At 59.3% G+C, this 14,184-nt stretch carries 13 protein-coding genes; 3 read left to right on the top strand and 10 right to left on the bottom strand.

Annotation, left to right across the window (positions count from 1 at the left end):
* Positions 1-111 precede the first annotated feature (111 nt).
* Together AAC029_RS00065 and AAC029_RS00060 are read right to left on the bottom strand one after the other, a co-directional pair.
* Positions 112-540 carry a cell division protein ZapA gene (locus tag AAC029_RS00065; protein WP_339742495.1) on the bottom strand — a complete coding sequence of 143 codons (429 nt, stop codon included), beginning with the start codon at positions 538-540 and terminating at the stop codon, positions 112-114.
* A gap of 5 nt (positions 541-545) precedes the next feature.
* Entirely contained in the window at positions 546-839 is a 294-nt protein-coding gene (locus AAC029_RS00060) for a DUF4164 family protein (RefSeq protein WP_339742493.1), read from the bottom strand.
* Between the two features lie 233 nt (positions 840-1,072).
* Here AAC029_RS00060 and AAC029_RS00055 point away from each other — a divergent pair, with 233 nt between their 5' ends.
* Positions 1,073-1,657: a hypothetical protein gene (locus AAC029_RS00055; protein WP_339742491.1), complete on the top strand. Its 585-nt coding sequence runs from the start codon at positions 1,073-1,075 to the stop codon at positions 1,655-1,657.
* Positions 1,658-1,879: 222 nt separating this feature from the next.
* Positions 1,880-2,677, top strand: a complete 798-nt coding sequence (cysQ, locus tag AAC029_RS00050) for a 3'(2'),5'-bisphosphate nucleotidase CysQ (protein WP_339742488.1) — start codon at positions 1,880-1,882, stop codon at positions 2,675-2,677.
* Positions 2,678-2,695: 18 nt separating this feature from the next.
* Here the strand turns inward: cysQ and cysN are convergent, their stop codons facing one another.
* From cysN to rfbC, 8 genes are all read right to left on the bottom strand, one after another.
* Positions 2,696-4,591, bottom strand: coding sequence for a sulfate adenylyltransferase subunit CysN (gene cysN, locus AAC029_RS00045; RefSeq protein ID WP_339742486.1), 1,896 nt, complete (start codon positions 4,589-4,591; stop codon positions 2,696-2,698).
* Entirely contained in the window at positions 4,591-5,559 is a 969-nt protein-coding gene (gene cysD / locus AAC029_RS00040; RefSeq protein ID WP_339743271.1) for a sulfate adenylyltransferase subunit CysD, read from the bottom strand. The genes cysN and cysD overlap by 1 nt, the downstream gene beginning before the upstream one ends.
* A 136-nt stretch (positions 5,560-5,695) precedes the next feature.
* Positions 5,696-6,832, bottom strand: coding sequence for a DegT/DnrJ/EryC1/StrS aminotransferase family protein (locus AAC029_RS00035; RefSeq protein ID WP_339742484.1), 1,137 nt, complete (start codon positions 6,830-6,832; stop codon positions 5,696-5,698).
* 125 nt (positions 6,833-6,957) lie between these two features.
* Positions 6,958-8,778, bottom strand: a complete 1,821-nt coding sequence (gene glmS, locus AAC029_RS00030) for a glutamine--fructose-6-phosphate transaminase (isomerizing) (protein ID WP_339742481.1) — start codon at positions 8,776-8,778, stop codon at positions 6,958-6,960.
* A 724-nt stretch (positions 8,779-9,502) separates the two neighbouring features.
* Positions 9,503-10,381, bottom strand: a complete 879-nt coding sequence (rfbA, locus tag AAC029_RS00025; RefSeq protein ID WP_339742479.1) for a glucose-1-phosphate thymidylyltransferase RfbA — start codon at positions 10,379-10,381, stop codon at positions 9,503-9,505.
* Positions 10,378-11,283 carry a dTDP-4-dehydrorhamnose reductase gene (gene rfbD, locus AAC029_RS00020; RefSeq protein ID WP_339742477.1) on the bottom strand — a complete coding sequence of 302 codons (906 nt, stop codon included), beginning with the start codon at positions 11,281-11,283 and terminating at the stop codon, positions 10,378-10,380. Before rfbD ends, rfbA begins: the two co-directional genes overlap by 4 nt.
* Position 11,284: 1 nt before the next feature.
* Positions 11,285-12,352, bottom strand: coding sequence for a dTDP-glucose 4,6-dehydratase (gene rfbB / locus AAC029_RS00015; protein WP_339742475.1), 1,068 nt, complete (start codon positions 12,350-12,352; stop codon positions 11,285-11,287).
* 63 nt (positions 12,353-12,415) lie between these two features.
* Positions 12,416-13,066 (bottom strand): dTDP-4-dehydrorhamnose 3,5-epimerase, encoded by a 651-nt coding sequence (rfbC, locus tag AAC029_RS00010; RefSeq protein WP_339742472.1) that lies wholly within the window; start codon positions 13,064-13,066, stop codon positions 12,416-12,418.
* A 743-nt stretch (positions 13,067-13,809) separates the two neighbouring features.
* Here rfbC and AAC029_RS00005 point away from each other — a divergent pair.
* Positions 13,810-14,184 (top strand): hypothetical protein (locus AAC029_RS00005; RefSeq protein ID WP_339742469.1); only part of this gene is annotated, 375 nt, incomplete at its 3' end.

The raw sequence follows: 14,184 nt of genomic DNA, 5'->3' as shown, positions 1-14,184 counted from the left end.
TCCCTAGCAGAGGCAGCTCCCTCGTGGTGATGTACGGTCCGTGGGATTTATGCCCCATCGCACGCTGCAGATAACCGCCGGGATCATATGTGAGGCCTAACGGCATTCAGCTCAAGGGCGCGCATCTGCAAATCGGATCTTCTTCTCAGGGACTGGCGCCTCGCCATCTTCGAGATCGCGCTCGGGGAAGTCGAGACTGGCGGCCAGGGCCTCCAGCCGCTGCGCCGCCTTGAGCAGGTGTTCGGCGAGATGCTGGCGCTCTTCGCCATACTCGCTATCAGAGCCCTGGGTCTGGGAGCGCACCTGCGCCAGCTGGGCCTCCAGGGTTTCGATCCGGCGCTCGGCATCACGCAATTCATCGACCACGATCAGGGACGCCATCACCGCCAGCCGCAAATCGCCGATCTGCCCGACCTGGTTGGCCATGATGGTGACCTTGCCGTCGAGATAGCCGGCCAGTTCGCGCAAATAGGCTTCCTGTCCTTCTTCGCAACCAATTGAATAGACCCGACCATTGAGTGTGACCGCTACCTTGGACATGGCCCCTAGCCCTCCTCGTCTACATACAGGCGCAATTCACCGATCGCCCGGTCGAGCGCGTCCGATGTTGCTTGCGCGACCTCTTGCAAAGCCGCCTCACGGGCACGGGCTGTGTCGAGAGCGTCGGCAAGGCGGGCGCGATCATCATCGCTGTCGCGGGCGCCGATTGCGGCGGATTCCGCACGCTCGACGCGGCCGCGCAGTTTCTTGGTCTGGCCTTCAATGCGCGCCAAAGCCCCATTCAGCCGGGTTACGGCCGCCAGCAGGGGATCGTCGGCGGAATTGGGTCGCACTGTCATGTCCCTAAAATCCGCTGTGTCGGGGCAAAGTTCAAGTACGCTCTCAACTTTTCCGCCTCCCGCCTTGACTCTTGTGACCAATATCCAGTTTTCTCGCACTCGATTGCGGCCAAAGCCAGACCAATTGCTGCGGCGACGAGCGGGCGCGGATCGGGCATCACGCCGTTGACCCCGTCCGGCATCCGCGCCAAACAGTGAAATTCGTTTTCCTCTGAACCAGGTCAGACCACTCGATGTACAGCCTGCCCGATTGGGCCTTCTACCCGCTCGCTGCCCTGGTCGTCGCCGGAATGGTTGGAGGCGCCCTGAGCTATGGCGATAACTCGCTGAGATCCCGCGAAGAAATCCTCACAGACGGGATTGTGTTCCAGGGCGACAGTCTCAATGCGATCACTGTCGGCAATGGCTTGTCGGCCCAGGTCTTGGGCGAAGGCGACGAGATTTTCGCACGCATCAATGCTGTGCGCGGACCATTTGAGGGTGTCCAATCCGCGGGAGCATTTTTCACGCTATCGCCAACCGAACTGGACGCGATCCAGGGCCGGCGTGTGCGGGTTCGCTTCACGGTTCGCAGCGCGGACGAGTTCGGCGCTACGGGGGTACGCCTCAATCTGTTCATCCCCGGTGTCGGGCAAAACTCCGGTCGCCAGGAGGAGCTTGGCTCTGAATTCGAGTCGTTCACGCTGGAGATCAATCCACCGACCTGCACGTGGGACTTCGGCTATATCGGGCTCTGGCCGGACTGGAGTTTCGAACGCAATGCCGTCGATCTCGAGCGCGTCGAACTAACGCCGATGGATGTCTCGCCCAACTGCTAGCACGGCTTGAGCGGGCGCACGTCCGGGGCGCGGATCAGCAGCCGCGACGGGCTCCAGCCCATCCATTCCGACCCACTCCCGCCAAGCATCAAATATGCAACTGAAGCGAAATTTTCGTAAGCGACGCCTCAAATACTGCGTCCGCACCGCGATGTTTGCGGGCGCTTTCGCTGAGGACATCAGACTGGTAGATCTGTCATCCCAACCCGCTCCGGAGCCTCCATGTCATTGATTCAAGACAAAAATGCCCTCGCCTCCGAGTTTGGCCGTCTCTGCAGCGACGCGGGCGCCGTCATCATGGATATCTACAATTCGGACTTCACCTCCCGCAGCAAGGACGACGCATCGCCAGTCACCGATGCCGACGAGCTGGCGGAAAAAATCATCCTCGCCGGGCTTCAGTCAATCCTGCCGGGCATTCCCGTGCTGGCTGAGGAAAGCTTCTCTGCGGGCTTCCGTCCCGAGGTCGGGTCAACTTTCGTGCTGGTCGATCCCGTCGACGGCACCAAGGAGTTCATCAATAAAAACGGTGAGTTCACCGTCAATATTGCACTGATCGAGAACCGCGTACCGACCGCCGGGTGCGTCTATGCACCAGCGCGTGAGCGAATCTATCTCGGTGGGACGCGGGCTTGGGCCGGTAGGCTGAAAGCGGGCGAAGCGATTCGCCCGGACCAGCTCGCCTCGATCAACACCCGCGCGCGGCCCACAGGCGGGCTGACGGGCGTGATGAGCCGCTCACATGCTGATGCGGCCACGCTCGCCTTTGCCGACGCCGTCGGCGTCACCGAGCGCACCTCAGCCGGATCCTCTTTGAAGTTTTGCCTCATCGCCGAAGGCCTGGCCGACGTCTATCCACGCTTCGGGCCGACCCGGGAATGGGATACCGCGGCAGGTCATGCGGTACTCAAGGCGGCCGGCGGCGCCGTGTTGACGCCAGACGGAGAGGAATTTCTCTACGCCAAAACGGAAACCGAATTCCTCAATGGTGCCTTCGTCGCGTGGGGCGTGCGCCCGTAACGGGAAAACAGACGGGAGTTAGCCCAGTCGGCCGGTTTCACGAAGATAGGCAACCACCAGATCGGCCGCATCCTCTGCCGATATTTCACTTGTATCGATGCGCATTTCCGGATTCACCGGCGCTTCATAGGTGCTGTCGAAACCTGTGAAATTCTTGATTTGGCCAGCCTTGGCCTTCTTGTAGAGCCCTTTCGGGTCGCGCTGGATGCAGACCTCAATCGGCGTGTCGACAAAAACTTCGAGGAACTCGTCCTCGGCAACCAGTTCACGCACCATCTGCCGTTCCGATTGGAAGGGTGAAATGAAGGAGCAGGTCACCAGCAGACCGGCCTCGACGAACAAGCGCCCAACTTCGCCAATGCGGCGGATATTCTCGACCCTGTCCTCGTCGGTGAACCCCAGATCACGATTGAGGCCGTGACGGACATTGTCGCCATCGAGCGAATAGGTGTGGTGCCCGGCATTGGCCAGCTTTTGCTCAACCAGATTGGCGACAGTGGATTTCCCCGCGCCCGACAGACCCGTAAACCACAGAATAGCAGGCTTTTGTGCCTTGATCTGGGAGCGTTCGGTCTTCGTCACCGTCATCGCATGATGGTGAATGTTGGAGGCCCGGCGCAGACCGAATTCGATCATGCCGGCGCCGACCGTCTGGTTGGTGAACCGGTCGATCAGGATGAAGGCGCCCATATCGCGGATCTTGTGATAGGGGTCAAAGGCAATCGGTTGCGCCGTCGAAACATTGCACATGCCGATGCCGTTCATTTCCAACTTGCGGCAGGGTTGCTTTTCATAGGTGTTGACGTCGACGCGATGGCGTAGCGACGAAATCGTCGCTGGCGTGGTCGCGGTGCCGATCTTGAGCAGATAGGAGCGGCCAGGCAGTAGATCGTCCTTGTTCATCCACAGGATTTCGGCCGCAAACTGGTCGGAGACCTCCGGCCGTTCCTCGGCGGAGGACAGGACATCGCCGCGGGAAATATCCATCTCGTGATCGAGCACCAGAGTGACGGAATCGCCGGCCATGGCCTCGTCGAGATCGCCGTCGGCGGTGACGATACGGTTGACACTGGCAGTCGTGCCCGACTTGGCGACAATGACGGCATCTCCGGGCTTGATCGAGCCGGAGACGACCATGCCCGAATAGCCGCGAAAATTGAGGTTGGGACGATTAACCCATTGAACCGGCATACGAAATGGTTGGCTTTGCACGTCTGCGGCTACGTCCAGAACTTCCAGATGCTCGAGCAGGGTCGGACCAGCATGCCACGACATGTTTTCACTGCGAAGGGTAACGTTTTCGCCAAACCGCGCCGACATCGGAATTGGCGTAATCGTTTCGAAACCGAGGCTTTCAGCGCTCTTGAGATACTCTGCAACGATCTCGTGGAAGCGGCTGCGTGAGTGGTCGACAAGGTCCATCTTGTTGACGGCCAGAACGATGTGGCGAATGCCCATCATACGGGCGATATAGGTATGGCGCAGGGTTTGAACGAGGACCCCGCGGCGCGCGTCAATCATCATCACGGCGACATCGGCGGTCGAGGCACCGGTCGCCATATTACGGGTGTATTGCTCATGGCCTGGCGTGTCGGCGACCACGAATTTGCGCTTCTCGGTCGCGAAATAACGATAGGCGACATCGATGGTGATGCCCTGCTCGCGCTCCGCCTCCAGACCATCAAGCAGCAGCGCGAAGTCGATTTCCTCGCCGACGGTGCCGTGTTTGCGGCTGTCGCGCGCCAGCACGCTGAGCTGATCTTCAAACAGCAGTTTGGAATCGTATAACAGGCGGCCGATCAGGGTCGATTTACCGTCATCGACGGAGCCACAGGTCAAAAAGCGCAGCACACCCTGCCCGCCTGATTGTGTCAGTCGTTCGGTGATGGCGTCGTGCGGGTCCATGTCCTCCATCAGAAATATCCCTCACGCTTTTTCTTCTCCATCGAACCGGACTCGTCATGATCGATAAGCCGACCCGACCGTTCCGACGTGCGGGCTGTGAGCATTTCGATCACGATTTCCTCGAGCGTCGTGGCACCGGATTCAACGGCCCCGGTGAGCGGGTAGCAACCGAGCGTGCGGAAGCGAACGAGACGAAGCTCCGGTGTCTCACCTTCGGCGAGCGGCAGGCGATCATCATCGACCATGATCAATTGACCATCGCGCTCGACGACCGGCCGGTGGGCCGCGAAATAGAGCGGCACGATCGGAATGTCTTCCTCGAGGATATATTGCCAGATATCGAGCTCGGTCCAGTTGGAGAGCGGGAAGACGCGGATCGATTCCCCCTGCTTGATCTTGGTATTGTAGTTGCGCCACAATTCGGGTCGCTGGTTTTTCGGATCCCAGCCATGATTGCCGTCGCGGAAGGAGAAAATCCGCTCCTTGGCGCGCGATTTTTCCTCGTCGCGACGGGCGCCGCCGAAGGCCGCATCGTACTTGTGTCGGGTCATGGCGCTGCGCAACGCCTCTGTCTTCATCACTTGGGTGTGCAGGTTGGAGCCATGGTCGAATGGATTGATGCCGCGCTCGACACCGTCCTGGTTGATCTCGACGCGAATCTCCAGGCCCAGCTCGGCGGCGATCGCGTCGCGGAAGGTGATCATGTCACGGAATTTGAACGTGCTGTCGACGTGTTGCAGGGGAAAGGGCGGCAGCGAAGGGTAGAAGGCTTTCATCGCCAGATGCAGCATGACGGCCGAATCCTTGCCGACCGAATACAGCATCACCGGCCGCTGAAACTCGGCGGCAACCTCGCGCATGATGTGCATGCTTTCCGATTCAAGCGCCTTGAGATGCGCAGAGAGCGGGCGGTCCCGATGGCGCGCACTCTGAAATCGCTTCGCGTAAGCACGGACGCTTTCCTGAATCGTACTCATCATGTCCTCGCTGGCCGCAACGCTTCAAATGCCGCCACACGAACAAGCGCGCACCGCATCAAGGCGATTTAGGGAAGGTTACGCGCAAATACCACCCGTCACAGCCATTAATCCCAGGCCTTACCAGGCCTGCGCCTCAGGCATGGGCCGCCGGATAGCTCAACACCGCCTCGATCACCTGGTCGATATCAGCATCGGGCATGTCCGGATGCATTGGCAGGGAAACCACGCGGTGCGCCGCCGCCTCGGTGACGGGCAACCCGCCCGGGGCAACTGGGTAAGGTGCATAGGGCTCATGCAAGTGGAGCGGGATCGGGTAATAGATCGCGCTCGGCACGCCCTTCGCAGCCAGATGGGCGCGGAAGCCATCGCGATCTGCGACCTCGATCGTGTATTGCGCCCAGGTTGATTGGGCATTGTCGGGCACACGCGGGTATTTGACCTGATTGCCAAAACCGGCGGCATAGCGATCGGCAACGCGCTGGCGCATTTTGATTTCATCGCCAAACACCCGCAGTTTTTCGATCAACACCGCAGCCTGGATGGTGTCGAGGCGGGAGTTGAGGCCGATGCGCGCATATTCATAGCGTTCCTTGCCTTCGCCGTGCACGCGCACCGACTTCATCAGGTCGTACAGCGTGTCGTCTTTGCAAAGCACCGCGCCGCCATCGCCGTAGCAGCCCAACGGCTTGGCCGGATAGAAGCTGACGGTTAGAACATCGGCCCAGTGCAGAGAAGATTGGCCGTCGAGCGTGCAGCCAAAGCCCTGGGCACCGTCGGCGATGAGTTTCATCCCGTGTGCGCGGGTGATTTTCGCCAGCGCAGGGTAGTCGGCGGGCTGGCCAAACAGATCGACGGCGATCACAGCGCGTGGGCTCTGCTCGCCCTTGGCTTTTACGGCGTCGATTGCAGCGGCCAAGCTGACCGGCGACATGTTGAAGGTGTCGGGATCGATATCGACATAGACCGGCGAAGCCCCCGCCAGCACGACAACTTCAGCGGTCGAGGCGAATGTGAAGCTCGGCACGAAAACGGCATCGCCCGGCCCGATACCCCAAGCCATAAGCGGGATCAGGATGGCGTCGGTGCCATTGGCGCAGGAGAGCGCGCGGCCTTCGCCATTGAAGCGCGCCAGATCCGCCTCCAGCTGCGTCACTTCCGGCCCGAGAATATAACGGCCCTCGTCCAATACCTTGGCGACGGCTGCGTCGATGCGGGCGCCGATGCGGGCGCGTTGGGCCTTGAGGTCGATGAAGGGGATCATGTCGGTCATGCGGCTTCCCGATTTTGAAAAACGCGTGGGTCGCTAACGCGTCACGCCGTTGAAACTTCCCGCCCTATAAACCGGGGTTCAGGGCCGACAAAGTCACGAAAGGTTTCGCTATTCCCCGGATTTCCCTACTCGACCGTCACTGACTTCGCCAGATTGCGCGGCTGGTCAACATCTGTGCCTTTGTGGACCGCGACGTAATAGGCCAGCAATTGCACCGCCACCGCCGCTACCAGCGGCGCGGCGAGGCCCTCGGCTCGAGGCAGGGTGATGATCGCGCTTGCCTCGCCCTCAAGTTCGGCAGCACCCAGATCATCGGTAATCGCGATCACGCGTGCACCGCGCGCGCGGACTTCCTGGATCGAAGAGCGTGTCTTTGTAAAGAGGTGGTCGTAGGGCGCGATGACAATCACGGCGACGTCCTCTTCGATCAGCGCGATCGGACCGTGCTTGAGTTCGCCTGCGGCATAACCTTCAGCATGGATATAGCTGATTTCCTTGAGCTTCAGGGCTCCTTCCATCGCCATCGGAAAGAATTCATTGCGCCCGAGATAGAGCACGATCGAAGCCCCAGCCAATTCGCCGGCGAGGTGGTTGATCTGGTCTTCGATCCGAAGCGCATGCGCCATCAGCCCGGGAATGCCCATCAGGCGATTAACGTGATCGGCTTGTCCGGCGGCATCTATATGGCCGCGCTGGACGCCGGCGAGCACGGCGAGTGAGGCGAGTGAGGCGAGCTGGCAGGTAAAGGCCTTGGTCGAGGCAACGCCGATCTCGGGGCCGGCCATGGTCGGCGCCACAATATCGGCTTCGCGCGCCATGGACGAATGGGGCGAATTGACCAGGGCGACGGTCTTGAGCCCGGCGGCCTTGCACATCCGCATCGCTTCGAGCGTGTCGGCGGTCTCGCCCGACTGGGAGATGAAGAGTGCCATGTCATTGGGCATAAAGGCCGGTTTACGATAGCGAAACTCAGAGGCGATATCGACCTCGACCGGCATTCCGGCCAGCGCCTCAAACCAGTATTCGGCGATCTGGCCGGCATAGGACGCGGTGCCGCAGCCGACGATCAGCAGCCGCGAGGCGGCGGCAAAATCAATCCCCGGCCGGTCTCGGACCTGACCGCCAACGGCATCGAGATAGCCGCTGAGCGTATGGCCGACGACTTCCGGTTGCTCATAGATTTCCTTCTGCATGAAGTGGCGATAATTGCCCTTCTCGGCCAATACCACCGAAGTGATCGCCGGCTGAACCGGGCGAGCCACGAGCTGGCCCGCGACGTCAAAGACCTCAATACTTCCGGGGCGGATGACGGCGGCATCACCCTCTTCCAGATAGATCATCGAGCGCGCCTCACCGGCAATCGCCATGATGTCGGAAGCGAGATAACCAACACCATCGCCCGCCGCAGCGACCAGCGGTGCCCCGCGCCGGGCGCCGAGCAAAACACCGTCTTCGCCGGCAATGACGGCGGCAAGGGCGAAGGCGCCTTCAAGCCTGGCCAGCACGGCCAGCCAGGCAGCCGTGACATCGCCGCGACGCTCAATCTCGCGGTCGAGCAGATGCGCTACGACCTCGGTATCAGTTTCGCTGGCGAAGACATGGCCTTCGGCGATTAATTCGTCCCGCAGCGGTTTGAAATTCTCGATAATCCCGTTGTGAACCAAGCTGACGCGACCGGATTGATGGGGGTGAGCATTTGGTTCAGTCGGTGCGCCATGGGTTGCCCAGCGCGTATGAGCGATGCCAAGCGAGCCGGCCATGCCGCCCTCAAGCAGTGCCTCCAGCGCGGCGACCTTGCCCGGCGCCCGGGCGCGCGAGACGCGTCCATCAAGATCGATCAGAGCGACACCGGCGCTGTCATAGCCGCGATACTCCAACCGGCGCAGGCCATTCATCAGCACGGCAAGGGCATCAGCCCGCCCTGTAACTCCGACAATTCCACACATGCTACCGCCCTCGCCTGTCCGCCGTCTGTTCTCGCCGGCGCAGCGCAAAAGTCGCGCCACGTCGAGTCGCCAATGCCATATACAGGCAAGCGGCCAATCTGTGCCACCGCTTCTGCTGCGCTCCTGAGTCGAGCGGCACCCTGTTCACGACAGATCTATAACGATCCGGCGCACATCTCGGGCACTGACTGGCTCTTGTGGGCTTGCGCCAACTCGAAGCCGCCCCGCTCCGTGCGGCGCCGTGCCGAGGCCGCAATAGGGCCTCGATGTACCACCACATTCCACGTTGAGATGGGACCTATGGTGCCGACGCGGCACAGGGACGGCGCCACATTCCAGCTTTCGAGCACCGGTGCTCTGACGGTGCATTTCGCACCGTTCATCAAGACGTTGACCCGTGCGATTACGCCTGTTGTTGAATTTTTCCGCCTGGTCTCACTGAATGCCGACCCTAACGCCTGTGGGCGTTCACTCACTTCATTGGATGCCCCGCGAATAGCGTTGTGAGCACACGCGGCTTTGCCGCAGAACGCTGGCGCGCCCCGCGGGCTTTGTCGCTCGACCCTCTGAAAATGGCCGCGACACCGGATCTACTTCTGGTGCTCCAACAACCGCGTAGGCGCGCTGGCCTGCCACGACCGCACTGAATCTCGCGGGTGAGTGTCTCGCACGTAGGTTTTCAGAAGATTTCGGCTTGAAAAATGCCGCCACGCGGCTTGACGGGCTAGCCGTCCGATTGCCGCGCGAGCTGCGTAAGATATTGGCAATATGGATTTTTAGGAAACTCCGCGCCGAGATGAAGCAATTGATCACGGTCGATCCAGCCCCGGCTGAACGCGACTTCCTCGATACAGCCAACCCGGAGCCCCTGGCGGGCTTCCAGCGTGCGGACGAATTCTCCGGCCTGGATCAAAGATTCATGAGTGCCGGTATCCAGCCAGGTAAACCCGCGACTGAGCAATTTCACATTCAATCGCCCGGCTTCGAGATACAGATTGTTGAGTTCCGTTATTTCCAACTCACCGCGCTCGGAGGGGCGAACCTTGTGAGCCATTCGGGAGGCATCACCATCATAGAAATACAAGCCCGTTACCGCGAAGTTTGACTTGGGTATTGCAGGCTTTTCCTCAAGTGACAGAACTTTTCCATCATCGTCAAACTCGACGATGCCATACCGATGAGGGTCGAGCACATGATACCCAAACACCGTCGCCCCCTCATCCTGCGGCCCCACCGCCCTGAGTGTGTCCCCAAACCCGCTCCCGTAGAAAATATTATCCCCCAGGATCATGGCGCTCGGCGCACCATCGAGAAATTTCTCGCCGATGATGAATGCCTGCGCCAGCCCTTCCGGAGCCGGTTGAATCGCATATTCAAGAGTCATCCCAAGACGCGAACCATCGCCGAGCAAACACTCAAATGCCGCTCTATCCTCGGGTGTTGTGATGATGAGCACTTCACGGATTCCCGCAAGCATCAGCACCGACAACGGGTAATAGATCATCGGCTTGTCATAAACGGGGAGCAGTTGCTTGGAGACAACCCGCGTCAACGGATGCAGCCGCGTACCGGCGCCTCCGGCGAGGATGATACCTTTTCTCATGATGTCTCCAATTGCGCCGAGTTCATCAGCACTTCGATTGTTTCCGCCAACGCCTCACCCCACGGGCGAGGCGAAATTCCATAAATCTCGCCGATCCGCGCACAATCCAGCACGGAATTGGCCGGGCGCTTGGCCGGTGTGGGATACTCCGCTGTACTGACAGGCACAAGCCGTGGTGAGTTGAAGCCCCGCCTCGCGGCTAGGTCGAATATCTCGCGAGAAAAACCAAACCAGCTGGTGGCACCCGCACCGCAGAAATGGAAAACGCCCCAGCACTCCGGCACCGGGTCTTCGAGGACTCGCCGGGCAACGCTCAACAGGGCCGCAGCCAGATCTGCCGCTGACGTGGGACAGCCATGCTGGTCACTCACGATTCGCAATTCATCCCGGTCGGCTCCGACCTTCAGCATAGTTTTCACGAAATTATGCCCGTGGGGGGAGTATATCCACGACGTCCGAACAATGACTGACTGGGCATGGGTCTCTGCAAGGGCGCGTTCTCCCGCGAGCTTGCTCGCCCCATAAACCCCGGTTGGCGCGACAGGATCCCCAGGCTGATAAGCATATCCCTCACGACTGCCGTCGAACACGTAATCGGTAGAAACATGTATCAGAGGCAGGTTCCGCTGATTGCAGAACCGACCGATTTCCCGCACGCTTTCAGCGTTGACCCGAAAGGCCGTTTCATGATCGGCCTCCGCCTTGTCAACGGCAGTGTACGCTGCGGCAATCAGAACAATATCGACGTCCCCGACAGCCGACAAAACCTCAACAACCCGCTGCGGCTCCGACAGGTCAAGCTCATTGCGAGACAGGGCGTGAACCGTCACATCATGTTGTCCAGCCTGCTTCAGAATCTCCGTCGCCAGCTGCCCGTTTCGTCCGATAAGAAGCAGTTTCATTTTATTCAGCGATCATCTTGTCCCGCAGGCCAAGGCGCTCACCAACCTGGCCGCGTGACTGGATCGCGCGCCACCAAGCCTCATTGTCGAGATACCAACGCACTGTCTGCGCCAGACCTTCCTCAACGGTGACGGACGGGGCCCAGTTCAGCTCACGCTCAATCTTTGACGCATCGATCGCATACCGGAAATCATGACCAGGACGATCCGTGACGTGCGTTATCAGATCGGCGTATTTGCCATCCGACCGCGGCCTCTGCTCGTCCAGAATTACACAAAGCGTTCTGACAAGGTCGATATTGGACACTTCGTTATTGCCACCAACATTGTAGGTTTCACCCAATTTGCCGGCCGTCAGAATTGTCAGCAGTGCGTCCGCGTGGTCGTCCACGAACAACCAGTCACGGACATTCGTCCCGGCGCCATAAATGGGGATCGGGCGCTCCGCGAGGGCATTCAGGATAACAACAGGAATCAGCTTTTCCGGGAATTGGAACGGGCCATAATTGTTCGAGCAATTCGAGACCACGATCGGCAGGCGGTAGGTTTCGCCCCACGCCCGCACCAGCATGTCGGACGCTGCCTTGCTGGCTGAATACGGAGAATTCGGCTTGTATGAAGTTTCCTCGGTGAACTTCCCGACTGCACCTAGGCTGCCATACACCTCGTCCGTGGACACATGGTGGAACCGGAATCCCTCCCGACGAGCTCCCGACAAGGTTTCAAAATAGGCGCGGGCGGCTTGCAAGAGCACGTAGGTGCCCTCAATGTTTGTGGAGATGAACTCGCCGGGCCCGTCGATCGAGCGGTCCACGTGGGACTCCGCAGCGAGGTGCATTACGGCATCCGGTTGATGGACCAGGAATATCCGCGCCATCTCGGCTGCGTCCCGGATATCCGCCCGTTCGAACGCATAAAGATCTGAGCCGCTTACGTCGTCCAAATTCGCCAAGTTGGCCGCGTAGGTCAGACAATCGACGTTGACCACGGAAATGCCATGAGACTCAACTGCCCGACGAACAACCGCAGAGCCGATAAAGCCGGCCCCACCAGTCACGAGAATTTTCATATCAACTCCAGCAGCCAAGTTTTCCCCCGAATGGCGGCCCGGCTTCAAATTATTCCCGCCTTCCTACCGGAATGGCGATTCGAACTCAATCCAACTTGGTGCGCGGAGGTCCTTTTCCGATAACACCGCGCGATCGGCTAACTCACCCCAGTCAATCCCGAGCCCCGGATCATCCCAACGCACATTCCCGTCACAGTCAGCAGAATAGCGCGCAGTGACCTTGTAAGCGACTTCGGTGTCATCCTCGAGAGTGATGAACCCATGCAGAAAACCGATGGGCACCAGTAACTGCTCACCGCCTCCCGCCGTCAGCTCAGCAGACAACCAATCGCCATAGGTTGGCGACCCCACCCTGACGTCAACGGCTACATCAAGGATTCGGCCACGCAGCACCCGCACAAGTTTATCCTGTGCGAACGGTGGAGACTGGTAATGCAAACCCCGGACCGTGCCGGCCGGCTTCGAGTAGGAATGATTGTCCTGGACGAAATCGAGGTCGAAACCGGCGGTTGCCATCGTCGCCTGATTATAGCTTTCACTGAACCAGCCACGGTCATCGGTAAATCGACGCGGAATCAACAACTTGATATCGGGAATTCGAAGAGATTGAACCTGCATCAGTTTAAACGGAGCTCCAGTAATCAGCCTATATCGCGTCGGCGGAAATGACATCACCCCGCCAAGCGTCGAAGTGATGGAAAATTTACGTTCCATTTCCGCGCCTACCGAGCCAAATATGTCGTTGGCCGGGCACCCGACAACCACATATTGAACGATTGAGTCCGATAAACACAAGCTCCATTTACTTTGAACTAAGAGATTCCAAGAAGAACAAGAATGTCTCAATGAAGGATCGTGAAAGCCCATACGGTGAACGCCGCTTGATTATTGCATTGACGGACTTGGCACCGATTGCCTCACTATGGACGCTGTTTTGGGGTAAAATTAACTCCCTCACCGAGGTTTACGATTTCCGACCAGCTCAAAATGGCCTATCCTGCTATCGGATGGCACAAGATGGCGAGTGGCTTGCCTATCGAGACGCCGGTCGGGCGGATCCGACTCCGGGACACTCAACCTGTCTTCATCCTCATCGCTACCACCCCACTCTACCATTTTTTTTCGGGCGCGATCCTAGTTGAATCCACTGCAGTCCTACTGCCAATCCTCTGCTTGCTGGCGCTCCACAGCTGCCGTCATGAAGATCACGACACCTTCCCCTTCGCGCTCCCGGGCGGTCTGTGACTACTTCACGAGCACGGAATTTCTGTGCTAACCGCAAGGAACTGGGCCGTGCGAGCATGGATTTGCCGCAACTCGACCCCGCTTCGAACCCTTAGTATAGCGGTGGCGCTGGTCGCCCAGTATCACTTCTCCAAGGCACTCAAGGAATAGACCCCAATTGGGGTCACGTTGACCAGCAACGCCATGCGTTCTTGAAAATTTGGGTTCATCAATTGGGTGATGAACAAGGTCGCTTGCGGGGATGCAATCTGGGGCCGAACCTTGCCTCACTTATTCGGATCGTCGCCAATCGTTATCCTGCTCGCCGCAATCTCTGTATCGCACAGGCGATACTGGAAATTACATGCCGCAACCCTCAGTGCCTTCACTTTGTTCTATGGCGTGCCCTATTCTATGGCGTGCCCTGGAGCCTCCGTTTCACACACGACTATTACCAATATTCGAACGGCATGTTTCTACTGGTCGCTGGCGCCATCGCCCGAGCTGTCGTTTCTCAAGACGTTGCTCAGCAGGTCGTTGAGCCTTTTGGTTGGCGATTGCTTGGCGAGAGCCTGGTGCGGTCTGGCGGTATTGTATCAATCGAGGTC

Source organism: uncultured Maricaulis sp. (assembly GCF_963975345.1).
GTDB lineage: Bacteria > Pseudomonadota > Alphaproteobacteria > Caulobacterales > Maricaulaceae > Maricaulis.
Note: the sequence above shows the minus strand (reverse complement) of the source record. Positions and strands in the feature narration are given on the sequence as shown.